General features: G+C 68.3%; 24 protein-coding genes and 1 pseudogene. 14 read left to right on the top strand and 11 right to left on the bottom strand.

The genetic code is table 11. From position 1 onward, the window contains the following. Positions 1-13: 13 nt before the first annotated feature. A complete protein-coding gene (locus AB0B96_RS38260) occupies positions 14-1,003 on the bottom strand; it encodes an LLM class flavin-dependent oxidoreductase (protein WP_362906877.1) in 990 nt (329 codons plus the stop codon). 594 nt (positions 1,004-1,597) lie between these two features. Between AB0B96_RS38260 and AB0B96_RS38255 the strand changes: the two are divergent. The 3 genes and pseudogenes from AB0B96_RS38255 to hrpA form a co-directional block, all read left to right on the top strand. Further along, positions 1,598-2,002: pseudogene (locus tag AB0B96_RS38255) on the top strand (cellulose-binding domain-containing protein); the annotation flags it as partial. A 3-nt stretch (positions 2,003-2,005) separates the two neighbouring features. Continuing rightward, complete coding sequence (locus AB0B96_RS38250; RefSeq protein ID WP_362906882.1) at positions 2,006-3,901, top strand: glycoside hydrolase family 6 protein; 1,896 nt, start codon at positions 2,006-2,008, stop codon at positions 3,899-3,901. Positions 3,902-4,289: 388 nt separating this feature from the next. Next, complete coding sequence (hrpA, locus tag AB0B96_RS38245; RefSeq protein WP_362906875.1) at positions 4,290-8,183, top strand: ATP-dependent RNA helicase HrpA; 3,894 nt, start codon at positions 4,290-4,292, stop codon at positions 8,181-8,183. Between the two features lie 79 nt (positions 8,184-8,262). Here hrpA and AB0B96_RS38240 read toward each other — a convergent pair whose 3' ends face one another. Together AB0B96_RS38240 and AB0B96_RS38235 are read right to left on the bottom strand one after the other, a co-directional pair. Continuing rightward, positions 8,263-8,886, bottom strand: coding sequence for a Uma2 family endonuclease (locus AB0B96_RS38240; protein ID WP_362906873.1), 624 nt, complete (start codon positions 8,884-8,886; stop codon positions 8,263-8,265). A 256-nt stretch (positions 8,887-9,142) separates the two neighbouring features. Next, positions 9,143-9,745 carry a Uma2 family endonuclease gene (locus tag AB0B96_RS38235; protein ID WP_362906871.1) on the bottom strand — a complete coding sequence of 201 codons (603 nt, stop codon included), beginning with the start codon at positions 9,743-9,745 and terminating at the stop codon, positions 9,143-9,145. Positions 9,746-10,001: 256 nt separating this feature from the next. On the opposite strand from AB0B96_RS38235, the gene AB0B96_RS38230 reads away from it, so the two are divergent. Further along, on the top strand, positions 10,002-10,649 hold the full coding sequence (locus AB0B96_RS38230; protein ID WP_350946068.1) for an HAD family hydrolase: 648 nt from the start codon (positions 10,002-10,004) through the stop codon (positions 10,647-10,649). 121 nt (positions 10,650-10,770) lie between these two features. Here AB0B96_RS38230 and AB0B96_RS38225 read toward each other — a convergent pair whose 3' ends face one another. The 4 genes from AB0B96_RS38225 to AB0B96_RS38210 form a co-directional block, all read right to left on the bottom strand. After that, positions 10,771-11,100 (bottom strand): DUF5709 domain-containing protein, encoded by a 330-nt coding sequence (locus AB0B96_RS38225; RefSeq protein WP_350946069.1) that lies wholly within the window; start codon positions 11,098-11,100, stop codon positions 10,771-10,773. A gap of 81 nt (positions 11,101-11,181) precedes the next feature. Then, complete coding sequence (locus tag AB0B96_RS38220; protein ID WP_362906869.1) at positions 11,182-11,676, bottom strand: NUDIX hydrolase; 495 nt, start codon at positions 11,674-11,676, stop codon at positions 11,182-11,184. Between the two features lie 140 nt (positions 11,677-11,816). Beyond that, complete coding sequence (locus AB0B96_RS38215) at positions 11,817-12,362, bottom strand: GNAT family N-acetyltransferase (RefSeq protein ID WP_362906867.1); 546 nt, start codon at positions 12,360-12,362, stop codon at positions 11,817-11,819. A gap of 140 nt (positions 12,363-12,502) precedes the next feature. Beyond that, positions 12,503-13,906, bottom strand: a complete 1,404-nt coding sequence (locus tag AB0B96_RS38210; RefSeq protein ID WP_362906865.1) for a glycosyl hydrolase — start codon at positions 13,904-13,906, stop codon at positions 12,503-12,505. A 176-nt stretch (positions 13,907-14,082) separates the two neighbouring features. Here AB0B96_RS38210 and AB0B96_RS38205 point away from each other — a divergent pair, with 176 nt between their 5' ends. Together AB0B96_RS38205 and AB0B96_RS38200 are read left to right on the top strand one after the other, a co-directional pair. Next, positions 14,083-15,303 carry a histidine kinase gene (locus AB0B96_RS38205; protein ID WP_362906863.1) on the top strand — a complete coding sequence of 407 codons (1,221 nt, stop codon included), beginning with the start codon at positions 14,083-14,085 and terminating at the stop codon, positions 15,301-15,303. Next, entirely contained in the window at positions 15,300-15,962 is a 663-nt protein-coding gene (locus tag AB0B96_RS38200; RefSeq protein ID WP_362906861.1) for a response regulator transcription factor, read from the top strand. The genes AB0B96_RS38205 and AB0B96_RS38200 overlap by 4 nt, the downstream gene beginning before the upstream one ends. 55 nt (positions 15,963-16,017) lie before the next feature. Here the strand turns inward: AB0B96_RS38200 and AB0B96_RS38195 are convergent, their stop codons facing one another. After that, entirely contained in the window at positions 16,018-16,851 is an 834-nt protein-coding gene (locus AB0B96_RS38195) for a helix-turn-helix transcriptional regulator (protein WP_362906859.1), read from the bottom strand. A gap of 41 nt (positions 16,852-16,892) precedes the next feature. Beyond that, positions 16,893-17,825, bottom strand: coding sequence for an SDR family oxidoreductase (locus AB0B96_RS38190; protein ID WP_362906857.1), 933 nt, complete (start codon positions 17,823-17,825; stop codon positions 16,893-16,895). Positions 17,826-18,271: 446 nt separating this feature from the next. Here AB0B96_RS38190 and AB0B96_RS38185 point away from each other — a divergent pair, with 446 nt between their 5' ends. After that, positions 18,272-19,228, top strand: a complete 957-nt coding sequence (locus AB0B96_RS38185) for a hypothetical protein (RefSeq protein ID WP_362906855.1) — start codon at positions 18,272-18,274, stop codon at positions 19,226-19,228. Between the two features lie 122 nt (positions 19,229-19,350). Continuing rightward, on the top strand, positions 19,351-19,917 hold the full coding sequence (locus AB0B96_RS38180; protein ID WP_362906853.1) for a TetR/AcrR family transcriptional regulator C-terminal domain-containing protein: 567 nt from the start codon (positions 19,351-19,353) through the stop codon (positions 19,915-19,917). 149 nt (positions 19,918-20,066) lie between these two features. On the opposite strand, the gene AB0B96_RS38175 is transcribed toward AB0B96_RS38180, so the two are convergent. Continuing rightward, positions 20,067-20,420, bottom strand: coding sequence for a hypothetical protein (locus AB0B96_RS38175; RefSeq protein ID WP_362906851.1), 354 nt, complete (start codon positions 20,418-20,420; stop codon positions 20,067-20,069). Between the two features lie 253 nt (positions 20,421-20,673). On the opposite strand from AB0B96_RS38175, the gene AB0B96_RS38170 reads away from it, so the two are divergent. The 5 genes from AB0B96_RS38170 to AB0B96_RS38150 all read left to right on the top strand — a co-directional run bounded on the left by AB0B96_RS38170 (position 20,674) and on the right by AB0B96_RS38150 (position 24,797). Next, complete coding sequence (locus AB0B96_RS38170; RefSeq protein WP_362906849.1) at positions 20,674-21,531, top strand: helix-turn-helix transcriptional regulator; 858 nt, start codon at positions 20,674-20,676, stop codon at positions 21,529-21,531. Positions 21,532-21,551: 20 nt separating this feature from the next. Next, positions 21,552-21,779 (top strand): DUF397 domain-containing protein, encoded by a 228-nt coding sequence (locus AB0B96_RS38165; RefSeq protein WP_362906847.1) that lies wholly within the window; start codon positions 21,552-21,554, stop codon positions 21,777-21,779. Between the two features lie 47 nt (positions 21,780-21,826). Continuing rightward, positions 21,827-22,069 (top strand): DUF397 domain-containing protein, encoded by a 243-nt coding sequence (locus AB0B96_RS38160; RefSeq protein WP_362906881.1) that lies wholly within the window; start codon positions 21,827-21,829, stop codon positions 22,067-22,069. A 542-nt stretch (positions 22,070-22,611) separates the two neighbouring features. After that, positions 22,612-22,812 carry a hypothetical protein gene (locus AB0B96_RS38155; protein WP_362906845.1) on the top strand — a complete coding sequence of 67 codons (201 nt, stop codon included), beginning with the start codon at positions 22,612-22,614 and terminating at the stop codon, positions 22,810-22,812. A 755-nt stretch (positions 22,813-23,567) separates the two neighbouring features. Beyond that, positions 23,568-24,797 (top strand): hypothetical protein, encoded by a 1,230-nt coding sequence (locus AB0B96_RS38150; RefSeq protein WP_362906843.1) that lies wholly within the window; start codon positions 23,568-23,570, stop codon positions 24,795-24,797. A gap of 48 nt (positions 24,798-24,845) precedes the next feature. Here the strand turns inward: AB0B96_RS38150 and AB0B96_RS38145 are convergent, their stop codons facing one another. Continuing rightward, positions 24,846-25,652 (bottom strand): hypothetical protein, encoded by an 807-nt coding sequence (locus AB0B96_RS38145; RefSeq protein WP_362906841.1) that lies wholly within the window; start codon positions 25,650-25,652, stop codon positions 24,846-24,848. A 185-nt stretch (positions 25,653-25,837) separates the two neighbouring features. On the opposite strand from AB0B96_RS38145, the gene AB0B96_RS38140 reads away from it, so the two are divergent. Further along, complete coding sequence (locus AB0B96_RS38140; RefSeq protein WP_362906839.1) at positions 25,838-26,611, top strand: arylamine N-acetyltransferase; 774 nt, start codon at positions 25,838-25,840, stop codon at positions 26,609-26,611. The last annotated feature ends 21 nt before the right edge of the window (positions 26,612-26,632 follow it).

Here is a 26,632-nt window from a genome sequence, read left to right as displayed (position 1 = left end):
GGGAGTGGCTTGCTCAGGTGGTGAGGAGACCGTGGGCTTCCGCGAGGAGTTCGAAGGAGCGCAGCCAGGCCGTCCGGTCGGGGGTGGCGGAGACGGTGATCAGCTCGTCGGCCTGGGCGTGTTCGGCGAAGCGGTCGAGGTAGTCGGTCACCTCGGCAGGGGTCCCGATGGCGGAGTAGGTGGTCATCTGGAGGATCTGCCGCCCCGCGGGGGAGGCGAGGATGCTGTCCGCCTCCTCCGGCGTGAACTTCCGGCCCCGGCCGAGCAGCAGGCTGACCCGGCTCCGCTTCATGGCCAGGAACTGCTCCTGGGCCTCGGCCGTGGTGTCGGCCGCGAGGACGTTGACGCCGGCGATGACGTACGGGCGGTCCAGCTGCCGGGACGGCTTGAACTCGCGCCGGTAGAGCGAGACGGCGTCCTGGAGCGCGGTCGGCGCGAAGTGGGAGGCGAAGGCGTACGGCAGCCCGAGGGCGGCGGCGAGCCCGGCTCCGAATAGGGAGGAGCCGAGGATGTACAGCGGCACGTCGGTGCCCTTGCCCGGCGTCGCGTCGACACCGGGGATTCTGGACTCGCCGGTCAGGTATCCCTGCAGTTCCAAGACGTCCTGCGGGAAGTCGTCCGCGGACATCGGGTCGCGACGCAGGGCTCGTGCGGTCTGCTGGTCACTGCCCGGCGCCCGGCCGAGACCGAGGTCGATGCGCCCCGGATGCAGGGTTTCGAGGGTTCCGTACTGCTCGGCGATGGTCAGCGGGGAATGGTTGGGAAGCATGACGCCGCCGGCTCCGAGGCGGATCGTCCGGGTGTGCGCGGCCACGTGGGCGATGAGCACGCCGGTCGCCGAGGACGCGATGCTGGGCATGTTGTGGTGCTCCGCGTACCAGATCCGCCGGTAGCCCAGCTCCTCCGCGCGCCGGGCCAGGGTCACGGTGGCCCGCAGGCTGTCGGCGGCCGTCTCTCCCTCGCCGATGTGCGCCAGATCAAGGATGGAGAGTGGAAGAGCCATGGAGAGCAAGCCTTTCGTCACGGGGAGAAAGGAGCGTGCACCCCCCTGAGTGCTGTGCAACGGTGCCGATGCTGCGGTTATTTCAACGCCGCAGGCCGGCTCTGGCCCCCGAGGCGGGCGGCGCGTGGTGATCGCCTGTCTCGGCCTCGGCGAGCGCGGTGGGCCCGCCTGTGCAGCCGCCTCGGGGCGGCGTGCCTTCAGGCCGGTGTCGTCGGGCGGGAAGCGCGCGGCGCGTCCGTCTCGATGACCGCCGGCAGGCCGCCCGGGTTCGGTGCCGGATGGATGTCGTGGAGCACCCGGTCCGGGTCGGCGGCACATGGTGCGGCTCGGGTGTGTGCTTCATGGAGGCGATCCGGAGGCGGGGCCCCGGAGAGATTCGCGGTGCCCCGGGGGCCGTTCACCGGTGGCCGCGCACCGTTTTGGAGCACTTGAGGACAGAGGTCTGAAACTTTCATCGGGTTCGAAACCCGTTCGGTGAGGTCAGGGGCCGGGAGGGTGCCAATCCAAGGGCTCCGACGTGCAACAAGCTGTACACATCCTCGAAACATCCGGACTATGGGAGCGCTCCCACCATCGTCCTGGAGATGATTACGAATGACAGTCAATCCGCGCCGCCATACCTGGCGCAACCGGGTGGCGACCATGGCGGCCATGTTCGTGGCCGCCGCCGGTCTCGCCACCGGGCAGGCCGCCACGGCGCACGCCGCGGTCGCCTGCGACGTCGCCTACACCACCAATGACTGGCAGGGCGGATTCACCGCCAACGTTACCCTGAAGAACCTCGGTGACCCGCTCACGAGCTGGACCCTGGGCTTCACCTTCGGCGCCGGGCAGACGATCCAGCAGGGCTGGTCGGCCACCTGGGCACAGTCGGGCGCCCAGGTCACCGCGAAGAACCTCGCCTGGAACGGCGCCCTCGCCACCGGCGCCTCCACCAGCATCGGCTTCAACGGATCGTGGAACGGGAGTAACCCCAAGCCCACCTCCTTCACGGTCAACGGCGTGACCTGCGGCGGGCAGAACCCGGTCAACCAGCCCCCCACGGTCAGCCTGACCAGCCCCGCCTCCGGCTCCACCCACCAGGCCGGTGCCGCCGTGCCGCTCGCGGCGACCGCGAGCGACGACGGCTCCATCAGCAAGGTGGAGTTCTACGTCGACGGCACGCTGGTCAACACCGACACCACCGCCCCCTACTCCTACTCCGCCACCGGTCTGGCGAGCGGCGCGCACACCGCGAGTGCCAAGGCGTACGACAACGCCTCCCCGGCGCTCTCCACCCAGACCGCCGCGGTGCCCTTCACCGTGGGCGGCGGCAACACGACGCCGTCGATCGTCGCCTCCCCGACCTCCCTCAGCGTTCCCGAGGGCTCGTCGAGGACGGTTGGTTTCCGGCTCAGCCAGGCGCCGAGCGCCAACGTCACGGTCAGCCTGGCCAAGACGGGTGACAGCGACATCACCATCGCGCCCAGCACGCTGACCTTCACCACCGCCAACTGGAACACGGCGCAGAACGTGACGGTCTCGGCGGCCCAGGACGCCGACCAGACCAACGGCACCGCCACCATCACGGCCACCGCCGCCGGGCACACCGCCGCCACCGTCGCCGTGACCGAGGCCGACGACGACGGCACCGACCCGACGCCGGTGCACGTCGACAACCCCTACGACGGCGCCGACGGCTACGTGAACCCCGACTGGTCCACCAAGGCCGCCGCCGAGCCCGGTGGCACCGCGGTCTCCAAGATCTCCACCGCCGTGTGGCTGGACCGGATCGCCGCCATCGAGGGCACCTCCTCGGGCAGGGGCCTGCGCGCCCACCTGGACGAGGCCCTGCTGCAGGACGCGGCCAACGGCAGCAAGCCGCTGACGATCCAGATCGTCATCTACAACCTGCCCAACCGCGACTGCTCGGCGCTCGCCTCCAACGGTGAGCTGCTCATCTCCGAGAACGGCCTGAACCGCTACAAGACCGAGTACATCGACCCGATCGCCGCGATCATGGCCGAGTCGAAGTACGCGGGCCTGCGGATCTCGACGATCGTCGAGATCGACTCGCTGCCCAACCTGGTCACCAACCTCAACCTGGCGAAGTGCCAGGAGGCCAAGAGCAGCGGCGCCTACGTCGACGGCGTCCGCTACGCCCTGAACAAGCTGCACGCGATCAAGAACGTCTACACCTACGTCGACGCCGGACACCACGGCTGGCTCGGTTGGGACTCCAACTTCGGTCCGTCCGCCGACCTGTTCGCGACCACCGTCGCCGGCACCACCGCGGGCTTCGACAGCGTGGACGGTTTCATCACCAACACCGCCAACTACTCGGCGCTGCGTGAGCCGCACTTCACCATCAACACCAACGTCAACGGCCAGAGCGTCCGCCAGTCGACCTGGGTTGACTGGAACTTCTACGTCGACGAGCTCACCTTCGCCCAGGCGTTCAGGAACACGCTGATCCAGAAGGGCTTCAAGTCCAACATCGGCATGCTGATCGACACCTCCCGCAACGGCTGGGGAGGCTCGGCCCGCCCGGCCGCTCCCAGCACCTCGACGAATGTGAACACCTTCGTCAACGAGTCGCGCGTCGACCGCAGGGTCCACGCCGGCAACTGGTGCAACCAGAACGGTGCCGGACTGGGCGAGCGCCCGCAGGCCAACCCCGCCACCGGTCTGGACGCCTACGTCTGGGTCAAGCCTCCGGGTGAGTCCGACGGCTCCAGCAAGGAGATCCCGAACAACGAGGGCAAGGGCTTCGACCGGATGTGCGACCCGACCTACGGCGGTAACGAGCGCAACGGCAACAACCCCACCGGCGCCCTGGGTGACGCCCCGGTCTCCGGCCAGTGGTTCTCCGCCCAGTTCCGCCAGCTGCTGCAGAACGCCTACCCTCCCCTCCCGTAACCCGCTGACCCCGGATCCCGCCCCGGCGGGATCCGGGTGAGGCTCGACACGACGGCCCCGTCACCCCGAATTCCGATTTCGGGGAGGCGGGGCCGCCTCCTTTCCTCCTGAAGTCCCGGCCTCTCCTCGGGGCCGCCACCTTCCCGAGGGTCTCCGGTCGCCTTTTCCCGGCCTCCCGCCACCGCGCGCTCGTCTTCGGCACGGGGATCGGCCCTGGGGCCGAGGGCGGGCCTCCGTACGGTCCGATATTGGGATGCGGTGGCGCGGTGTCTCGGGCAGCATGGGCGGTTGGGCCTTCGCACAGGGGCCTTCAGGTGTGGAGCTCCACACGCGTCTCACGACCGCGGGTGAGCCTTCACACGTGGGCCGAAAGTATCCTGGGTTCAGTATGGGAACGCCTCCTTTGACATCGTCTCTCTCCGACCTGCACGCACGCCTGCCCGAGCTCACGCTGCGTGACCAGCGGCGGCTTCGCCGCAGGCTCGACGGGGCACGCAGGGTCAGAAACCGCGCCGCGCAGCAGAAGATCGCCACGGAGATCACCTCCGACATCGAGCGAGCAGAACGGCGCGTCGCCCGGCGCCGCGCCGGTGTCCCCGCGATCACCTATCCGGAGGCGCTGCCGGTCAGTCAACGCAAGGACGACATCCTGGAGGCGATCCGCGACAACCAGGTCGTGATCGTCGCCGGAGAGACCGGCTCCGGCAAGACCACCCAGCTGCCGAAGATCTGCCTTGAGCTGGGCAGGGGCGTGAGGGGCCTGATCGGGCACACCCAGCCCCGCCGCATCGCGGCCCGCACCGTGGCCGAGCGCGTCGCCGAGGAGCTCGACACCCCGCTCGGCGACGCCGTCGGCTACAAGGTGCGCTTCACCGACCAGGTGGGCGACGGCACCCTCGTCAAGGTCATGACGGACGGCATCCTCCTCGCCGAGCTGCAGAACGACCGCGACCTCGACCAGTACGACACGCTCATCGTCGACGAGGCGCACGAGCGCAGCCTCAACATCGACTTCATCCTGGGCTACCTCAAGCAGCTGCTCCCGCGCCGCCCCGACCTGAAGGTGATCATCACCTCGGCGACGATCGACCCCGAGCGATTCTCCCGGCACTTCGGCGACGCGCCGATCGTGGAGGTCTCCGGCCGGACCTACCCCGTCGAGGTGCGCTACCGGCCGATCGCCGAGGATGACGACCAGATCCAGGCGATCGGCAAGGCGGTCGACGAGCTGTGCGCGGAGGGACCCGGCGACATCCTCGTCTTCCTCAGCGGCGAGCGCGAGATCCGCGACACCGCCGAGGCGCTGTCGAAGCGCAAGGACGCGGAGATCCTGCCGCTGTACGCCAGGCTGTCCGCCGCCGAGCAGCACCGGGTCTTCCAGACGCACACCAACCGCCGGGTCGTGCTCGCCACCAACGTGGCCGAGACCTCGCTGACCGTGCCGGGCATCAAGTACGTGGTCGACCCCGGCTTCGCCAGGATCTCCCGATACAGCCACCGCACCAAGGTCCAGCGCCTGCCCATCGAGGCGATCTCCCAGGCCTCGGCCAACCAGCGCAAGGGCCGCTGTGGCCGCGTCTCCGAGGGCGTCTGCATCCGGCTGTACGAGGAGGACGACTTCGTCACCCGGCCGGAGTTCACCGACCCGGAGATCCTGCGTACCAACCTCGCCTCGGTCATCCTGCAGATGACCTCGATCGGCCTGGGCGACATCGGCGCCTTCCCGTTCGTCGAGCCGCCCGACCAGCGCCAGGTCAAGGACGGCTACGACCTGCTGCTTGAGCTGGGTGCCTTCGACCAGGGGCGGCGGATGACCCCGCTCGGCCGCAAGCTGGCGGGCCTGCCGGTCGACCCGCGACTGGCCCGCATGGTGCTGGAGGCCGACCACAACGGCTGCGTCCGCGAGGTCATGGTCATCGCCTCCGCGCTGTCGATCCAGGACCCGCGCGAGCGACCGGCCGACAAGCAGCAGGCCGCCGACGAGAAACACCGCCGCTTCGCGGACAAGGAGTCCGACTTCGTCTCGTACCTGAACCTGTGGGAATACCTGCAGGAGCAGCAGAAGGAGCTCTCCTCCAGCGCGTTCCGGCGACTGTGCAAGGCCGAGTTCCTCAACTACCTGCGCGTCCGCGAGTGGCAGGACGTCTACGGCCAGCTCCGCCAGATGTCGAAGACCCTGGGCGTCACCCTCAACAGCACCCCCGGCGACGAGCAGAAGATCCACATCTCCCTGCTGTCGGGTCTGCTGTCGCACGTCGGCGTCAAGGACATCGACAAGAAGACCGCCGACGCCGGCGGCGGTCGCCGCCCCCCGAACGAGCCGCGCAGGCCCATGACCGAGTACGTCGGCGCGCGCAACGCCCGGTTCGCGATCTTCCCCGGCTCCGCGCTCGCCAAGAAGCAGCCGCTCTGGGTGATGTCGGCCGAGCTGGTGGAGACCTCCAGGCTCTGGGCCCGGGTGAACGCCAAGATCGAGCCCGAGTGGGTCGAGCCGCTCGCCCAGCACCTGATCAAGCGCACCTACTCCGAGCCGCACTGGGAGAAGAAGCAGGGCTCGGTGATGGCCTACGAGAAGGTGACGCTGTACGGCGTCCCGATCGTGGTCCAGCGCAAGGTCAACTACGGCCGTATCGACCCCGAGCTGAGCCGGGAGCTGTTCATCCGGCACGCCCTGGTCGAGGGCGACTGGGAGACCCACCACGCCTTCTTCACCGAGAACCGCAGGCTGCTCGAAGAGGTCGAGGAGCTGGAGGAACGGGCACGGCGCCGCGACATCCTCGTCGACGACGAGACGCTGTTCGACTTCTACGACCAGCGCGTCCCCGCCGACGTCGTCTCCGGACGCCACTTCGACTCCTGGTGGAAGAAGGTTCGCGCCGATCAGCCCGACCTGCTCAACTTCGAGAAGTCGATGCTGATCAGCGAGACGGCGGGCGACGTCAGCAGACGCGACTACCCCGACGTGTGGCGCCAGGGCGGCCTGCGCTTCCCTCTCACCTACCAGTTCGAACCCGGCACCGACGCCGACGGCGTCACCGCGCACATCCCGCTCGCGCTGCTCAACCAGGTCAACGTCGAGGGTTTCGACTGGCAGATCCCCGGGCTGCGCGAGGAGTTGCTCACCGCGCTCATCCGGAGCCTGCCCAAGCACATCCGGCGCAACTTCGTCCCCGCCCCCAACTACGCCAAGAAGGCGCTGGAACGGGCCGAGCCCACCCAGGAGCCGCTGCTCGCCGTGCTGGAGCGCGAGCTGCTGAACCTGACCGGCGTCCAGGTGCCGCGCGAGGCATGGCAGCCCGACCTCGTCCCCGACCACCTCAAGATCACCTTCCGGGTGATCGACGGGCGCAGGCACAAGCTGGCGGAGAGCAAGGACCTGGCCGAGCTGAAACGGCGGCTCGCCCCCAAGCTCCGCCAGACCCTGTCCAAAGCCGCCGGCCTGGAGAAGACCGGCCTGACGGGATGGACCGTGGGTGCGCTGCCCAAGACGTTCGAAGAGCGCAGGATGAAGGCGTACCCGGCGCTCGCCGACGAGGGCGCCACCGTGGCCGTACGGATGTACGAGACCGAGACCGAGCAGCGCCGGGCCATGTGGGAGGGCACCCGCAGGCTGCTGCTGCTCAACACCCCGTCACCGGCCAAATGGGTGCTCGGCCGCCTCGGCAACCAGTCCAAGCTCGCCCTGAGCCGCAGCCCGCACGCCGGTGCCACCGCGCTGTTCGACGACTGCATCGCCTGCGCCGCCGATCACCTCATGGCCGAGCACGGGGGCCCGGTCTGGGACGAGACGGCCTTCACCACCCTGCACGACAGGGTCAGGGCCGAACTGTTCGACACCACCGCCGAGGTGGTCGCCCGAGTCGAGAGCGTCCTCAAGGTCTGGCACACCGTCTCGACCCTGTTGCCCGAGTCTCGCTCCACCCCCGCTATCGAGGACATCCGCGACCAGGTGGCCAACCTCGTCTACCCGGGTTTCGTCACCGACACCGGTTACAGGCGACTGCCCGACCTGCTCCGCTATCTCAAGGGGGCCGAACGGCGGCTGGAGAAGGTGCACGAGGACGCGTTCCGCGACGGGGAGCGGATGGACAGGGTGCACGACATCGAGGACGAGTATCACGAACTGGTCGAGAAGCTCCCACCGGCCCGCCGCTCGGACGACGACGTCCGCCAGATCCGCTGGATGATCGAGGAGCTCAGGGTGAGCTACTTCGCGCAGACCCTCGGGACTCCGTACTCGATCTCCGACAAGCGCATCCGCAAGGCGATGGAGAAACTCTGAGGGCTGTCCCAGCAGGAACCGCCGACGCTCGGCTCCGGAGTGCGTTGCCGCAGGTTGAGGCTCCGCCGGAGCGCGGGAGCTACAGGAAGATCGAGGTGTCGAGGTCGAAGTCGACGGGGGAGGGGATGCGGAGCGGCTTGCCCATCTCGGTGTGGGTCATGGTCCGGTAGGTGCCCTCCTCGGGGTCACTCAGGACCGTGACCGACGGCGGGGAGGCGACCGGATCGACGATCAGCATGATCGGGACGCCGCAGCCCGCGTAGATCCTGGGCTTCGTGGCGCGGTCCATCTCCATGCTCCCGGGTGAGACGATCTCCGCCACCAGGATGAGCCCCGAGGAGAGGATCTCACGCTCACCCCAGAGCGGAGCGTCCACCGGGACCAGGCAGTAGTCGGGCACGATGGTGTCACGAGGACCTTCGACACAGATGTCGACATCGCCGGAGAAACTTTCCCAGCCGTTCTCGTCCTCCACAGGAATCAGGGCTCTGCTGAGAGATCTGGCTACGCGCGCGTGCCGGGGGGTCGCGGAAGGACTCACGATCAGGTTCCCGTCGATGACTTCGGCCCGAAGGCCGCGGATAGGGGGAAGGGACTCGAAGATCTCCCTCGGGGTGCGAGGGAATGGTTGCTCTTCTGGGACGGAGGGCTGAGCGGGTGGCTGGGGTGCGGTGCGCGGGACGGATCGCTGAGACGCTGTCATCACCATCGGTTTTGTATCCCTCCGTGTCCGAACATGCACTCTGAGTGTGGCACAAGGCCCCCTGTGGTGGGAGAGAAATGAACCCTGTGCGCGGGCCGCGGCGGAGTTTCCGGCGCCGAATGCGGAGGCTTTCGTGAACAGGGAATCCGGGGCAAGCGGAAAGGTCGGAGGTGCCGCGACCGTGCGAGCCGGACGCGGGGGCCTTCCGTGAACGGGGCGCCGAGGTCGCCGTCCGGCGGGTGGACGGTCGGCCGCGTTAAAGGAAGATCGAGGTGTCGAGGTCGAAGTCGACGGGGGAGGGGATACGGAGCGGCTTGCCCATCTGGACGCGTGTGACGCTCTGGTAGGTCCCGTCCTCGGGATCGCTCAGGACTGTGACCGTGGGAGGGGTGGCGATCGGGTCGACAAGCAGCATGAGGGGCACCCCGCCCGTGGCGTAGATGCGAGGCTTGTCGTCACGGTCGACCCGTGTGCTCCCTGGAGAGACGATCTCAGTGACCATGATCAATCCGGAGGAGCGCAACTCCAGTGCGCCCCAGCGTGGGCAGTCGGCGGGGGCGAGTGCGAGGTCGGGGACGAGGCTGTCTCGGGGGCCATCGATGCAGACGTTCACTCCGCCCAGGTGGGCGTGCCACTTCCGCTCCATGACGACCGGCTGCAGCGCGTAGGAGAGGAGTGTCGCGCTCCAGCTGTGTTCGGGGGTGCCCACGGGGCTCACGATCAGGTTCCCGTCGATGACTTCGGCGCGAAAGCCGGGGGTGGGGGGCAGGGTTTCGAGAAGATCCCGCGCCGTGTGAGCCGGCGACGGATTCTTCCGGGGAACATGGCGGGCGGGACGGCCGCGTGCCGTTGTCACCATGAGGTCTCTCCCTCCGTGTCCGAGTGATGACTCTAAGTCTCGCATGGTGGTGTGGTGCGGCGCGACGCGTATGGTCAGTGGTCGCGGGTCGGCCTGGGGCGACGTGGCGCGGGCGTGGAGGCGGGGCCGGGAGCATGGCCGGGTTGCGGGTGTCCCCGGTCCCGTTCGGTGAGGGAGGCGGGTGACGCGGTCCCGCTCGGTGTCGTCCCGGGCGGCCGGACTACGATCGTGGGCCTGAAAGGGAAAGGGAGGCACCGTGGTCCGGGCGCTGGTGTTCGACGTGGGCGAGACGCTGATCGACGAGACGCGCATCTGGTCGCGCTGGGCCGACAGGCTGGGCGTCACCCGGTTCACCATGCTCGGTGTGCTCGGCGGCATGGCCGCGCTCGACCGGTCGTTCGAGGACGCGTTCCGGCTGCTGCGGCCCGGGTTCGAGGTAGAGGCCGAGCAGGAGGCGTGGAAGCGCGACGACCCCACCGGGCTCCGGGTGAACTTCGACGCCGACGATCTCTATCCGGACGTACGGCCCGCCCTCGCGGCGCTGCGCGACCTCGGATACGAGCTGATCATCGCGGGCAACCAGCCTCCGCAGGCGCGCGACGCGCTCGTCGCGATGGACCTGCCCGTCGACGCGATCCACACCTCCGACGGCTGGGGTGTCTCCAAGCCGGCCCCGGAGTTCTTCGCCAGGGTCGTCGCGGTGTCGGGTCGCGAGCCCGGCGAGATCCTCTACGTGGGCGACCGGCTGGACAACGACGTCCTGCCCGCCCGTGCGGCGGGCATGCGGACCGCGCTGATCCGCCGGGGCCCCTGGGGGCATCTCCACGCGGAGCGCCCCCGCGCCGCCGAGGCGGACCACGTGGTCGACGACCTGCACGCCCTGGCCGCCGCCCTCGCCCGCTGACCGCCCCGGGGACGAGACCGAGCCGGCCCCGGGACCTGACCGCATCGCCGAGTTGCGGCTTCGCGGGGCCCCGGGGTCCTCATGTGTCGCGGTGCCCGAGCGGGTGGCGTGCTCCCGGTGCTCAGGTGTCGCGGTACTCGATGTCCGGCTCGATGTGGACGGCGCGCTCCTCGGCCGACAGGTCGCCGTCGTCGGGGCCCACATCCGAGGCGTACTCCTCGGACGTCTCGTCGGGGCTCAACCCTTCGTCTGGCGCCACCAGGCGGGTATCGTCGCGCGGGGCCCTCTCGCGGTCCGGTGCCTCGCGCCGGAGGCGCTCGTCGAGGGTGTCACGGTGCTCGTCGTCGTGTTCGACGATCTCGTGGTTGAGGCCGAGGTCGTCGGTCCACTCCTCGACCTCGACCGCCTGCTCGTCGCTCAGACCCTCGCGGTCTGGGGGCATTTCACTCATACCGCGGCCCTACCCGTTTTATCGCCTTGAATCCCAGGTCAGGTGTTCGTCCCCTACTCGGTGGGCCCGTGATCGGCCGGCTCAGCCGCCGACGTCCGAGAGGCCGCTCGGCAGGTAGACGGGACGCTGGCTCTCGCGGGCGAGGCGCCCCGCGGCGAGGCGTGGGGCGATGTCTCCCGGCAGGAGGGACATCGCGATGTCCCAGGGGAGGAACGCCGCCTCGTCGAGTTCCTCGGCCTGCAACCGGATGTGGACGGTGTCGTCCAGGACGCCGCCGTCGAACATGAAGTGGATCACCGGGCGGGGACGGTCCTTCGCCGGCGGTGTCCACTGGACCACGAGCAGGTCGCCCGCCTTGACGGACACCCCGAGTTCCTCGGCCACCTCGCGCGTCGCGCCGTCGTGGGGTGCCTCCCCCTCCTCGACGATCCCGCCGGGGAAGTTCCAGCCGGGCCGGTAGTTGGGCTTGACCAGCAGGACACGGTCCTCCGCGTCGGTGAGCAGCATGCAGGCAGAAACGAACACGGTGGGCAGGGACGCGTACCACTCGGCGGGGTCGAGATAGGACTCGCTCATTCGTGTCACGCTACCTTCGCCGGCGGCCGGTCGTGGCCGTAACCCGCCGACGCGCGGTTGCCGTCCGTTCGACGGATCGCCGCCGAGCGGACGGCAGCCGAACCGGCAAGGGTGTCCCGGCCGCCGGTGCCGCTTTCCGCTCAGCCGAGTTTCTTGACCAAGATCTCGAATTCCAGGTCGTCCCTGGTCGGCAGGCCGAAGCTCTCGTCGCCGTAGGGGAAGGGGGCCGTCTCACCGGTGCGGGAGTAGCCGCGGCGTACGTACCAGGCCAGGAGCTCCTCGCGGACCGAGATCACGGTCATGCGCATCTCGCGCACGTCCCAGGTCTCGCGGGCGAAGCGCTCGGCCTCGGCGAGGAGCGCCTTGCCGAAGCCGCCGTTCTGCAGGGTGGGGCGTACGGCGAACATCCCGAAATATGCGTATTCGCCGCGATGCTCCACCTGGCAGCAGGCGACGAGTTCGCCGTCCACCTCCATGAGGATCATGTGGTTTTCCGGCTTCTCCAACTCGGCGGTCACGCTCTCCACGTCCGTCCGCCGCCCGTCCAGCAGGTCCGCCTCGGTCGTCCACCCGGCCCGGCTCGACTCCCCCCGGTAGGCGGAGTGGACCAGGCGCACCAGGGCGGGCACGTCCGCGACGGTGGCCGCGCGGAAGACCGGCTGTGTGGTCCGGGAGGGGGTGTTCATCCGAGGAGTCCTTTCTGCGCAGGAGAACCCCGCCTTCCGGCGTGAAAGGGAAGGCGGGGGTGATCGTCTGGACAGGCGGTGACACGTGCGGTCATCGAGTCGCCCGATCCTGCGCATCATAGTCAAACGGGCTGCTCAGCTCACTTGGCCGCCTGGAAGGCGCGGCCCGCGGGGGTGGCGACGCCGTTGCTCAGGAACAGGCCGCTGTTCGGCTCCTTGTCCGAGGAGGGCAGGCCGAACCAGGCGTAGCGCTGCACGTACGGCAGGGAGGCCAGCATCGCGGTGGACGCGGTGACGAAGGCGGCCTGCTGGGCGTCGGTGGGGAAGCGGACACCGTTCGAGAAGTCGATCAGGGCGTACTCGGTGAGCCAGATCGGCTTGCGGTAGCGCTCGTACACGGCCTGGAGGTACGACTTGAGCTGGCCGACCGCCGCCTCGGTGCGGAAGTCCCCGCCGTACCAGTGCAGCGTGACGAAGTCGACGCGGTAGTTCCTCTGGGCCGCCCCGGACATGAAGCGGTCCAGCCAGCCGCCCGCCCGGTCACCGCCGTAGGCGACGGCGGGACTGCCGATCTTCTGGCCCGTCGCGGTGAGCCTCGGCCACAGCGACAGCGCCTTCTCCACGGTCATGTTGGACTGTTCGGCCATGTCCGGCTCGTTGAAACCGAGCAGATAGAGGCCGGCGTTCTTCGCCTGGGCGAGATTCTGGTCGGTGACGCTGTCGGCTCCCCAGATCATCGGGACGAACTCGGCCGACTTCGGGGTCGTGACGCCGTTGTGGTTCGTGGACCACGTGTAGTACCAGCTCGCACCGGAGGCCGCGAGGGCCGCGCTGACACCGGGCGCCTGCCACACACCCACACCCTTCTTGGCGGAGGTTCCCACGGGAACCTCGGGGACCGGTGTGGCCGGGGTCCTGCTGGGGGCGGGACTCGGCGTCGGCGTGACGGTCGGGGGGCGACTCGGGCTTGGACTCGGCGTCGGCGCGGTCGGGGTGACGCCCGGTACGGGGGCGGCCGAGTCCTTGCCGAAGACCTGGAACTCCCAGAGCGAGACACCGTACCGGCCGGCCCGCTGGGTGGCGTGAAGCCGCACGTACCGGCCGGTGGCCGAGACGTTGATGGTCTGCACGCCGCCCCTGCCCGCGGTCGTACTGTGGATCGTCTTCCACCGGCCGTCGCCGTTGGAGGTCTGGATCCGGAACGCGGTGGCGTAGGCGTGTTCCCAGTTCAGCACGATCTTGCTGATCGCGGTGGGCCTGCCCAGGTCCACCCGCAGCCACTGGGGGTCGCTGAACGCGCTGGACCAGCGGGTGTCGCTCCTGCCGTCGACCGCGGCCGCGGCGGACAGGTCGCCTCGCTCGACCGAGGAGGCGACGGCACTCCGGCCCTGCGACACGGGGGTCTCGGCCGCGCCGGCCGGGAGGGCGCCGTTCACCGTCGAGGCGCCCAGGACGGCCACCAGCACGCTCGCGAGCGCGGCGCGGCGTACCCGGCGACCTGTTGCGCGAACCGCTGCGGTACCGCGCGGAACAGTCTCACTCATGTGGATGAGGTCCTTCGTACGAGGGAGTGGGGATCGGATGCTGTCGGTGTACTGGAGGCGTGACGGTCGGGCCGGGTCGCGGATCTCTTGGCCGGACGTGTTCGCTCCCGTACAGGAGACCGGCGGGCGGACCGGGGACAACGGAAACGTGGTGGTCGATCTGGGATACTCCGCGAGTGCGACGTTCGTCCCGCAGCACTCTCCGGTTGATCGCCGACATTGCCGTCTCGCTCGTCGTCGGGCTTTATCTCGTCGCCCTGGTGATGGACGAGGCGGTGGCGCGCCCGGGACCGCTGGTGGTCCTCGGGATGATCGCGGGCGCGGCGCAGGGCGTGGCGCTGTGGTGGCGGCGTTCCCATCCGGTGACGGTGATGGCGGTCGCGCTCGCCGGAGGGCTTGTCGTCCACTACCTCGCGCCGCAGGGGCTCTTCCCGTTCGCGGGCCTCTTCGCGATCGGTTCGCTGGCCGCGCTCCGCCCGCCCCGCGTGTCGCTGCCCGCGCTCGCGGCGCTGCTCGCTCTCACCGCGCTGAACTTCCGCACCGCTCCCAGCCAGGACGCGCAGTTCGCGATGGCGTTCCCCGTCCTCGCCTGGGCGCTCGGCGAGGTCGTACGCAACCGGCGTGTGGCGATCGACCAGGAGTCGCGCAGGGCGGTCAGCGAGGAGCAGGCGCGGATCGCCCGCGAGCTGCACGACGTGATCGCGCACAGTGTCTCGGTCATCGTGGTACAGGCGGCCGCCGCCGACGACGTCTTCGACGAACATCCCGACCAGGCACGCGCCGCGCTGCGCTCGATCGAGGCGGCGGGGCGTGAGGCGCTCGGGGAGCTGCGCGGGTTGCTGGCCGTGGTGCGGCCGGCCGGGGATGCCGCCCCGGGGTCTCCCCGGCCGGGACTCGACCGGCTCGGGGAACTCGTGGAGCCGTTCCGCGCCGCCGGTCTGCAGGTCGCGGTGCGCCGGGAGGACACCGGTGCCGCTGGCGCGCTGCCGCCGGGGGTCGATCTCGCCGCCTACCGGATCGTTCAGGAGGCGCTCACCAACACGTTGCGCCACGCGGGCGCCGGTCGCGCGGAGGTCACCGTCCGTGCCACCTCGGGGATGCTCGAAGTGGACATTCTCGACGACGGGCGCGGTGGCGGAGGCGGTGACGGTGTGGACAGCGGTGGTGGCGGGAGTGGCGGAGGCGGTAACGGTGTGGGCCGCGGTGGCGATGGGAGCAACGGCGGCTTGGGCGGCGAAGACGGGAGCGGTGACGGCATGGGCGACGGTGGCGGCGGTCACGGGATCGCGGGGATGCGCGAGCGCGCCGTGATGCTGGGCGGCACCCTCGACGCGGGTCCGCGACCCGGAGGCGGATTCCGCGTGCGCGCCCGCCTGCCGTTGGGAGCGCCGCGATGAGCGTCAAGGTGGTCCTCGCCGACGACCAGGCGTTGGTCCGCGGCGGTTTCCGGATGATCCTGGAGGCGAGGGCGGACCTTGAGGTGGTCGGCGAGGCCGGGGACGGTGAGGAGGCCGCGGCCCTGGTCGAGCGGCTGAGGCCCGACGTCGTCCTGATGGACGTGCGGATGCCCGGGGTCGACGGCCTGGAGGCGACCAGGAGGATCGTCGCCTCGGGGAGTCCGGCCCGGGTCATCGTGCTGACCACCTACGACGTCGACGAGTCCGTGTTCGCCGCCCTGCGCGCCGGGGCGAGTGCCTTCCTGCTCAAGGACGTGCGGCCCGCGGAACTGGTGGAGGCGGTCCGCGTGGTCGCGCGCGGCGACGCGCTGCTCGCGCCGTCGGTCACCCGCAGGCTGCTCGACCGGTTCGTCACCGTTCTGCCTGATCCCGGTGCCGCGCCGCCCGACCTCGGCTCGCTGACCGGGCGGGAGGTCGAGGTGCTGCGGCTGGTCGCGCTCGCGCTGTCCAACTCCGAGATCGCCGAGCGACTCGTGCTCACCGAGGCGACGGTCAAGACGCACGTCTCCTCGATGCTGCGCAAGCTCGGTCTGCGTGACCGGGTCCAGGCCGTCGTTCTCGCCTACGACGTGGGACTCGTGCGCCCGCGCTCCACCTGAGACCAGGCCCCGTTCTCCATGAGCCGTACTCCGGGCGGCCCCGGCGGAGGCCGCTTCAGACGCGCAGGTCGCCGAGGGCCGGGAGCAACTGGAGCTTCTCGTGGCTCTCGCTGCCCGGTACGGCGGTGAAGACCAGCAGCATCTGGGACTGGTCGGGATCGACGAGGGTCTGGCAGTGCAGCTCCAACAGGCCGAGCCGCGGGTGCAGGATGCGCTTCGGCCCGCAGAACGGGCCCAGGATGGGGTGCTCGTGCCAGAGCGCGGCGAACTCCGGGCTCGTCGCCAGCAGCGCGTCGACCAGCGCGGCCGCGCGCGAGCCCTTGCCGTCCCGCGTGTACGCGTCGCGCAGGCTGGCCGTGAAGAGGCGGTCGTGCGTCGGATGGTCGTCCTCGGGATAGATCAGCCGCGCGGCAGGGTCGGTGAACCAGCGGTAGTGCATGCTGCGTGCCATCCCGGTGTGGACGCTCTCGTCGCCCATCAGCGCCACCGCGAGCCGGGTCTGCCGGAGCGTCTCGCCGAGATGACTCATCACCTGTGCGGGGGTGTCCTCCAGCCGGTCGAAGATGCGCATCATCCCGGGGTTGATGTGGTCGTCGCGAAAGACCCGTCGCGGGGTGGCGTGGCCGGCGAGGCGGAACAGGTGGTCGCGCTCCTCAAGGGAGAGATGCAGCCCTCTGGCGATCGCGGCGAGCATCTGCTCGGACGGGTTGGGCCCGCGTCGTTGCTCGATCCGGCTGTAGTAGTCGGCGGACATGCCGCACAGCGCGGCGACCTCCTCGCGCCGCAGCCCGCCGGTGCGCCGCCGCTGCCCACGAGGCAGTCCGACGTCCTCGGGTTGGAGCGCCTCCCGCCGGGTGCGCAGGAACTCGGCCAGTTCGGCCCTGTCCATGAGGTGATCTCCCCTTTCCTGGAACGGCCGCCGTGGAGGTCTCAGGCGGCGGCGAATTCGACCCTGGCCAGCCGCTCGGAGACGTCCCAGAGCCGAGCGGCCGCGGCCTCGTCACGGGCCGGCTTGTAGATGGGCAACTCGGTCGGATCCCCGGTGAACTGGCCGAAGCCGTCAGGGCCGTAGAGGCGGCCGCCCCGCGCCCGCGGGTCGGTGGCCGCGTACAGACCGGGGAGCGCGCCCCTGTCGACGGTCTGCACGAACAGGCCCACGCGGGAGAGTCGCGTCATGATCGCCTTCAGCGGTGAGGGACGCGTCCTGCCCAGGTTGGGGCCGGACGCGTAGAGGTTCGTCAGGGTCGTGCCGGGGTGCGCGACGTTGCTGACGACGCCCCAGCCGCCGGCCCTGCTGCGCCGGTCGAGCTCAAGGCCGAACATCAGGTTGGCCAACTTCGACAGCCCGTACGAACGTATCGGGGAGTATTTCCGCTCGCTCTGCAGGTCGTCCCAGTCGATCCCGGCGGTGCGGGCGGCGCTGCTGGACATGGTGGTGACCCGGGCCTGGCCGGCGCGCAGCAGCGGCAGGATCCCGCCGACCAGTGCCACGTGGCCGATGTGGTTCGTGCCGAACTGCAACTCCAGGCCGTCGGCCGTGGTGTGCCGGGTGGCCGGGGCCATGACGCCCGCGTTGTTGATCAGGAGGTCGATCGGCCGGGCCTCGGCGTTCAGCTTCTCCGCGAGCGCCGCCACGGAGGCCAGCGAGGCCAGATCGAGCTCGCGGAGGGAGACCACGGCTCCGGGAGCCGCCGCCCGGACGCGTGCGACGGCCGCCTCGCCCTTCACGGGGTTGCGGACCGGCAGCACGAGTTCGGCGCCCGCTCGGGCCAGGCGTACGGCCAGGCCGAGGCCGACACCGTCGCTCGCACCGGTCACCACGGCGAGCTTCCCGGTCAGATCGGGCACGGACACGTCTTTCATAACAACTCCCTGCTCGGAGGGTATTTCCGGTCAAAGCAAGCGTCACAAAAGCTGCGGGGCGGGTCCATGTCGCGCTTACCCACGGATCACTTGTCCGTGGATGAGCGGATGAGCGGCCCGGTGCGTGCCGCCGTCTCCGTCCGAGGAGGGAGACGTGTGGCCGGACTCGATCCCGAGGAGGGGACGAAGGCCGATCCCGCGTTCGATGTGCGCGAGGGCCGTCCGGACCTAGCGTCGCCGCCATGACCGGAAATCCTCCCGACGACCGACGGCACGCGACCCATAAGGACCGAACGGCTCGGACCTCTGAGCCCTCCAGGACCGCTGAGGCGGCCCGGACCTTCGAGCCGGCCCCGACACCTCGGACGCCTCAGGCGGCTGAGGCGGACCAAGCAGCCAGGGGGACGCGGACGGCTCAGGCGGCCCCCGGCGGGCGTCCGGGGCCGTTGCGCCGGGTCGCGCCCGCACTCGGGCTCTTCCTCCTCTCCCCGCTGGTCGCGGAGTACCTGCTCGGCAACGTTCCCCCGTCCGAGCTCTGGGGCCTGGTCGTCCTCGCGCCGATGTACGGCGGTGGTGCGATCATCATCCGCGAGGTCGCGCGCCGCGCCGGGCGCGGCTGGCCGACGATCATCCTGCTCGGGTGCGCGTACGGAGTGCTGGAGGCGACCCTGATCGACCAGACCCTCTTCAACCCCGCCCCGCTGTTCGAGGGGGACGTCTCCCGCACCTCCACCCTCATTCCGGCGCTGGGGTTCAGCGCGGTCAACGCTCTGGGATTCACCGTGGGACACGCCGTCTGGAGCATCGGCGTGCCGATCGTCGTCGTCGAGGCCCTGGTGCCCCGCCGCGCCACGACTCCCTGGCTGGGCATACCCGGCCTCATCGTCACCTGCGTCGTGTTCGTCCTCGGTTCCCTCGTGCTCTTCGGCGGCATCCGCGACGACAGCGGATTCATGGCCTCGCCGCCGCAGAGGATCGGCGCCGCCGCCGTGGTCGTGCTCCTGGCCGTCGCCGCGTTCCTCGTCGGCTGGCGCTCCCGGCCGGCGAAGGATGCGCGGTCGCCGAAACCCTGGCTGGTGGGTACGGCGGGATTCGTCGCGTCCGCGGCGTTCGTCGCCCGTCCCGAGGACTGGTGGGGGACCGCCGCGGGCATCGCGCTGATCGCCGTGACGGCGGTCGTGGTCGGCCGGTGGTCGCGAGGTGACGGCTGGGACGCCAGGCACCGGCTCGCGCTGGCGGGGGGTGCGCTGCTGACTCAGGCGTTCCTCGGTTTCCTTCTGCTGTTCCTTCACGGCACCGCGACCACCGCCAACCTGATCGGCCAGACGGTCCTCGTCCTCGGCGCGCTCGCTCTCTTCCTCGTGGCCCGCCGTAGCGCGCGGAGAGCGGGCGCGGGAGGGTGAGGAACCCGCCTACGGGTCGGTTCCGGCCCCGTACGGATCCACGCCCCGCGCGTTCTCCGTCACACGAAGTTATCGTCGATAACGGAACGTGGGGAATCGGGGGACGACGTGGGGAGGCGGGGATGCGACACACGCGTGCGGCGGTGATGCGGGCAGCGTTGCGGCTGCTCGACGAGGTCGGGCTGGACGGCCTGACCACGCGGGGGCTCGCGCAGGAGCTCGACGTACGCTCACCGGCCCTGTACCGACACTTCGGCAGCAAGCGGGAACTCCTCGACCACATGGCCGCGACCATGATCGAGGACGCGTTCGCGCACCTGGCCCGCCCGGGGCCCGGCCAGGACTGGGCCGACTGGCTCGCCGAGCGGGGGCGGGCACTGCGCCGGGGCCTGCTCACCTATCGCGACGGCGCGCGGCTGCACGTCGGTGCCCGGCCGGTCGGGAACCAGGTCGTGACCTCCGAGTCCGTGGTCGAGGTGCTGGGCGAGGCGGGGTTTCCTCCCGAGGAGGCCCGGCGGGTGATTCTCGTCATCGGCCGCTACATCGTCGGGTGGGTGGTCGAGGAGCAGGCGAGCGCCGGTCGCTCGGCGGAGGGGGAGTCGCGCGAGGCGGCCGACGCCGACTTCGAGTACGGGCTGAACGCGATCCTGACGGGCCTGCGCGCGAGCCTGGACGGGGAGATCCGCTGAGGGGCGTCCCTGTCCGGGCCCGCGTGGCACCGAGCGCGGTCGGTGAGACCAGGTGAGGCGGGCGGCTCCTTGTCCAGGCTCGTGCGGTGCCGAGTGGTCACCTCGCGCGGCTGGGTCGTCGCCGTACGGGGACGCGGTCCGCCGTTCTTTCAGGCGGAGGTTTCTCCGTTCTCTCCGAGCCAGACGAGGTCGGAGTGGAGCCGGTACGCGGCGCTGTCGGCGCTCCGCCAGCTGCCGAACCCCCGAGCGGTCACACCGACGGTGGCCGCCTCTCCGCCCGGCAGCGCCAGCCCGTACGCCACCACCTCGGGGACGTCCTCGCCGAACTCCTGGACCAGGGCGAACACCCGAGGCAGACCACCGGCCAACGCCCTCACGTCCTCCCTGGTGGGACCGTGGTCGATTCCATTGGGAAGGGCGTAGCCGTCACTTCCGGTTGCGCTCTCCCACGAGCTCGCGCCATGGTAGACAGTCGGGTTGTCTGAACCGTTGAAGTGCTCCATCTCGGGTGCTTCCTTCCGGCTTTGTGGCCGGGGCGAGCAGGGCCTCCAAGCGAAGCCCGCCCCGGCCTTCTTCTTTTTGGTGGTCTTTCTGTGATCACGCGACCCTTTTCGTGGTCGGACACGCCTTTTCTTCATCTCTCTGTGATCGGGTCACTACTTTGGGTATGGTGACATGCGGTTACCGAAGTTCACAAGCTGTATCTGCCAGGTTGCTGAAAGCGCTGGCCTGTACAGCCCGGCCTGGAAGGTGAGCATGGCTGCTCCCAAGTGGGTAACGCTCCGAGCTCAGTGGCTCGGCCAGCAACTCCGTGAGCTACGTGAGGCCAACTCTCTGTTGCTCAAAGATGTGGCTGAGTACCTCCAGCGAGATCCGTCCACCGCCGGTCGCTTCGAATCGGGGGAGTATCCGATCCGGCGCCCTGACCTGCTCGCCCTCCTTGATCTGTACGGCGTGGCGGACAGCGGACGGCGTGAAAGCTTGATGAAGCTCAGCCAGGAGGTCTGGCAGAAGGGCTGGTGGGACGGGTACGCCACCGAGGTCGCCGGTGCGTTCGTCGACTATGTGTGGCTGGAGTCCCGGGCGCGTGAGATCCGGGCTTTCGATAACACTCTGCTGCCCGGCCTGCTCCACACCTCGGAGTATGCGAGGGCGGCGATCACGGCGGCTGAGTATGACGCGAAAGGCGAGCAGATCGACCGCTGGGTCGAGCTTCGCACGACTCGTCAAGGGATCCTCGCGGGAGACAACCCACCCCGTCTGCTGTCGATCATCGATGAGTCTGTGCTGCGCAGGCAGGTCGGTGGTGCCGTATGCCTGGCGAAGCAACTCGGAGAACTGGCCAGGCATGCCGCTCAGCCCAACATCGAGGTCCGCGTCCTGCCATTCAGCGCTGGGGCGCATGCCAGTCCGGCCGGTGCGTTCCGGATTTTCACGATGGAGAAGCCGTTTCCTGAGGTCGGCTACGCGGAGACTCCGAAAGGGGCTATTTATATTGAATCGCCAGATGCTCAGCGTTTCGTGCGGACGTACGATGAACTGCGGGAGCTGGCTTTGACTCCCGAGGAGTCGGCTGTATTGATCTCCGCGATAGCAGAGGAGCTATTGCGGTAAACGCGAGGGAAGGGTGTGAAATGCCCGATTCCATGAATTTGGCCCACGTTGCCTGGCGCATCAGTACGAAGAGCGACAACGGCGGCGGGAGCTGCGTTGAGGCTGGGCCGTTGGGGGACGGTAGCGGGCGGGTCGCGGTGCGGCACAGTCATCGGCCTGATGGTGAGGTGATCGTTTATACCCGTGCGGAGTGGGAGGCGTTCGTCGGCGGCGTCAAGGACGGGGAGTTCGACTTCTCCGCCCCGTGAGACATCGTGGAAACTCACCGACAGTGGAGGGAGCCGAGGTGAACGGGATGGAGGGGCACGAGGTGCTCGGTTCCGGTGATCTGGCCGGCGTCGCCTGGCGCATCAGTACGAGAAGCGAGAACGGCGGCGGGAATTGCGTTGAGGCTGGTCCGTTGGGGGACGGTAGTGGGCGGGTCGCGGTGCGGCATAGTCATCGGCCTGATGGTGAGGTGATCGTTTATACCCGTGCGGAGTGGGAGGCGTTTGTCGGTGGTGTCAAGGATGGGGAGTTCGACTTCTCCGCCCCGTGAGACACGCGACGGCGGCCTGAGTCCGGCCATGGCGTGGGCGACGCCACGAGTCACCGCATGAACATCTCTACGTTTCATGCCAGTGAACGTTCATCGGTCAAGACACGCTCGAACCGTCGCGAGCGCGTCGGGGTTGGCCACGATGAAGGTGTCGATGATCTGGGGAGTGATACGACCACGTTCGTGACGTTTAGCCTTTGGGTCTTCCCCACTCGGGGATGCGTCGGCCCATCTTCCGGTTGAGGACGAAATACGACACGCGCAACGGGGAGACGTCGCGATCCGGCATGGAGGAGAACCTATCGGCCGGAGGGCAGGAGCTGTGGCGCGGCCCGCGTTCAGGCCTGGAAGGCTCGACCGGGGAGGTGCCTTTACGCGCGGGACATCGACCCGGCACCGCTCGATACGGCATAGTGATGCCGCTCGGGAGCAGCAGACGAACAACCAGAGTCGCGTGGAGGTATGGGGGGAGATCCTTAAGGGCTCCTCGGTCGAGACAACGGCACTGCACAGGCATTTGGGCGGTCACGCCGTTCTGCGCCATGTTCGCTGTCCGGGACGAGCTCATGGAGGAGTTGTACAGTCGGCTCGACGTGCGGGACGCCGGTTTCGACCCCACTTTCTTTCGTCTACACGTGGTCGATATGGTCGGCGTGATGGACGTCGAGGTCGGTGTCGTCGCCGAGAAGTCGGTCGAGGGCAACGGCCGGGTCTCTCTGGGCACGCTGTCGGCGGGCCGGTAATGCGATGCTGACCTACGTCAACCACGGACGCCAGGCGAACCGCGCCCTGGTCGAGTGGGTGTGAGAGCAGGGCCTGATGTTCGACTGCGTGGGACCCGGCTGGTGACCGGTTTCGCCTGCCGCTGCGAGGCATATCTCACCGCCCCGAGGTCCAAGCGGATGAAGACCCGCTGGCGCATCGAGTTCGCCACCCGCATGGCCGACGAGCCTTCCTGGGAAGACGCCACGATCGCCGCGAGGACCACTCGATCGGCCACGCGTCGCCGCCTGTCGCTTCGCGGCCGAGTAAGTGCCGCTTCCTACGCGTGGAATGACTCCCGTCCTGAGGGGCCTGCTCACATGTCGTAACCACGCGATGCTTGATCTTGCCCTGGCAGACGACATTTGGTCGCCGGCTTCGCCGTCAGTGCCACCACGGCCCTGCGCCACGTCCGTGAAAGTGCCAGCCTGCCAGGCTCGCTCGCCGACGACGACGTGTGAGACCCCGATGCCGAGCTTCACGGTGACCGGATTTGATTTTGAGACCAGACTTCCCGGGACGATCAGATCCAAGACTTGAGAAAGAATTCATGATTTCGCAACCTTCTCGACGTCGTCGCGACATGTGGCCGTTTTTTGAGACCAAATAAAAAAGTCATCTAGGGTATCGCAGGAAACGATGGTGTCAATCTGTTGATCATCTCTGTGAAGTGTGATCGAATCGGCATTCAGATCCCCATGAAACGAGGTTTCCGGTGCGATTACCCAAACTTTCGATGCTGCTGCTCGTCCTCGCGCTCGCGTTCAACAATACGGCTACCTCGGCGCAGGCGCTCTCGTCGGACGATCCGCCAAAACCTGGCGAGCAGGTCGAGAAGGAGCCTTTCAGCTACCTCTCGCCCGAGACAAAGAAAAGAATGGACGCGCAGGAACCACTTCGGCGGGCAGCTAAACCGATCATGGACGCTGTGCTTTCCAGCACGAAAGACCTGGGGTTCGCCGGGATCAAGCTGGAAGACGACTTCGTTCAGGTCTGGTGGAGGGGAGATGTTCCCGCTCAGGTGGAGCCGGTTCTTGCCGAGGCGCGTCTGAACGCTCAGGTGAAGGTGGGTTCGGCTCGATTCTCACGGGAGGAGCTCAGGGAAACCGCAGTGGCGATAAGGAAAGAGCTGGCCGACAACCCCAGCGGGCCACTCCATGCTGTCGGCGTAGAGTCCGACGGCAGTGGGGTTTACGTCGAGACCGAGGCCTCACAGGCCAAGACGGATCTCAGTAAGACATACGGATCGCTCGACTCTTCCGTGCCCATTGAAATCAAGATCGCTAAGCGAGGAGTTCCCGCCGGGCGCATGAACGACACCGCGCCGTTCTACGGAGGAATGCGCATTGTCAGTGACGACGGCCCGGCCTGCACCGCGGGATGGCCGGTGACGGCGACAAGCAATCCCAGTTTCCAGTACCTGCTGACCGCGGGGCACTGCACCGGCATGTATACGAACTGGCGAAACGGCAACGGCTCCGTTTACATCGGCCAAACGCTCCTCGAAAGAGCCGACCACGATTTGGCGCTGATTCATGCCCAGAACGGTGTGGGAAGGCACATGTGGGACGGCGGAGTGGTGGGAGGGTGGAACACCTCGGGTGAGTTCACGAAGCGCATCGTAAGTTGGGACCACGTGTACGAAGGACAATGGCTCTGCCAGTCCGGGCAGACGAGCGGTGCGGTCTGTAACTACCAGGTGGTGACCAGCGGCGATTACGCCTACTGCGGTAACGACGCGTACGGTAACTACGAGTGCTACTACGACCTGTTCCGTACCAATCAGCTCTACGGACAGGGGTCGCGCGGTGGTGACAGCGGAGGGCCGGTTTTCTACCCGGACACGGCCGGGCAGGTTCACCCGGTCGGCGTGACATCTGGATCAGGCGGGGGTGGCACCGGCCTGATACTCCAGGATATATACACCGCGCTGGCAGACTTTCCGATACAAATGCGAACCTACTGATTACTTTGGATCACCGCGACCGGGGAAATCCCTTCGGCCGCGGTGATCTCACGACGTTTCAACCGCTACGGGGTTACCTTGCTGATCGACGACGACCCTTCCCTCCAGGGGGCGATCTATTCGTATGGTTCCGCTCTTCAGTATGGCGAAGGCCGGCCGATCGCATTCGGGCTGCGCGGTATTTGATTCACCGGTAAGGATCACCACGGCGGACTGGAGTTGGCTGGCTTCGAAAGGATCGTCGCCCGTTGATCCATCGCAGGAACTCGGAGCGACGGTAACTTTAAAGGAAAGCGAGGTTTTCGACGCGTCCAGGGAAACGCTGCCGATCGCCGCCGACCTCCTTGTCTGACCTAGGCGCCAAAATGCGTCAGGGGTAACTGCCGGCCAGCTTACCGACTCTCCGCTTTCCGTATAGAAGCTCCACGAGGGAAGGGACAGCGAGCCCCTGTCCGTCATCCACTCCAACTGATTTAGACGCGCCCCGACGACGGTCGTGGTCTCGCCGGGTAACGACCGAAGCCGCTCGGATAGACTGTCGAAAGCATCTGCGGCCGATATCTGAGCAAGGCTTGCCCTGCCTTCGTGGAGGGAGATCTCCTGTTTTTTGGGCGGCTCGTCGGACAGTTGCGTCCGTAAAGTGAAGCGCGTTACCGGCTTGGCGTTCCCCGAACGTTTGGGAAGATCATCAATGATGATTATTGGACGTGGATCGCGTGCGTATGGAAAATCTCGCCATTGATCTGCTGCCACGCGAGGGCCGCCGCCCTCTCCCGCCTGCCCGGCGCAGGCCGACACGAAAACAATCGCGGAGCACGACAGGATTACTCTTTTGGTGGCGCCAATGTCGCTCATGTTCGGAACGCTACTTCATGGTGGGGTGTCATGCCAGTGTCGGATAAGTGATGACGTATATCGCGGGGCGCGCATCCTTTCCCGCGAAGTAACGGCTTCTTTCGCCCGGTAGCGGTTCTCCGTCCGCCGGGACAGGTGTTCGTCGGTGGCGCATCTGGCGGGTATCGGCGTGGTTTGCTTGCCCCATGGACGAATCGCGGATCACTCGTTACCTGGACAGGTTGGGCACGAACCGCCCCGCGGAGCCGGATGTCCAGGGCCTGCGGACCCTGCAGCTCGCACACCTCAGGGCGGTGCCGTTCGAGAACCTGAGCATTCATCTCGGTGAGCCGATCTCGCTCGACCTTGACGCTCTGTACGACAAGATCGTCATCCGCCGTCGCGGTGGCTTCTGTTACGAGCTGAACGGATTGCTCGCCGAGTTGCTGACCGCGCTCGGCTACCGCGTGACGCTGCTCGCCGCCCGTGTCTTCGGCGGTGGTGGTGTGCCGGGGCCGCTCTTCGACCACCTCGCGCTGCGCGTCGATCTCGACGAGCCGTGGCTGGTCGACGTCGGGTTCGGCGACTTCTCCGACGAGCCGCTGCGGCTCGACGGGCGCGCGGAGCAGAAGAACGGCGGTGGCGCGTTCCTGGTCGGGCTCGCCCCCGGCGACCACGGCGACCTCGACGTCACACACAATGGCGACCCGGGTTACCGGCTGACCGTACGGCCCTACGAGCTGGCGGACTTCGTCCCGATGTGCTGGTGGCAGCAGACCTCTCCGAAGTCGCACTTCACCAAGGCGCCGGTCTGCTCGATGCGCACGGCCGAGGGCCGGATCACGCTCCGCGACCGCAAGCTGATCGACACCGTGGACGGCGAGCGCACAGAACGTGACCTGGACGAGACCGAACTCCTCCCCGCCTACCGCGACCACTTCGGAATCACCCTCGACCGGATCCCGTCCGCCAAGGCGTGACCTTTCGGCTGCCTGGTCACG

It is taken from the genome of Streptosporangium sp. NPDC049046, assembly GCF_040649155.1.
Taxonomy (GTDB): Bacteria; Actinomycetota; Actinomycetes; order Streptosporangiales; family Streptosporangiaceae; genus Streptosporangium.
Note: the sequence above shows the minus strand (reverse complement) of the source record. Positions and strands in the feature narration are given on the sequence as shown.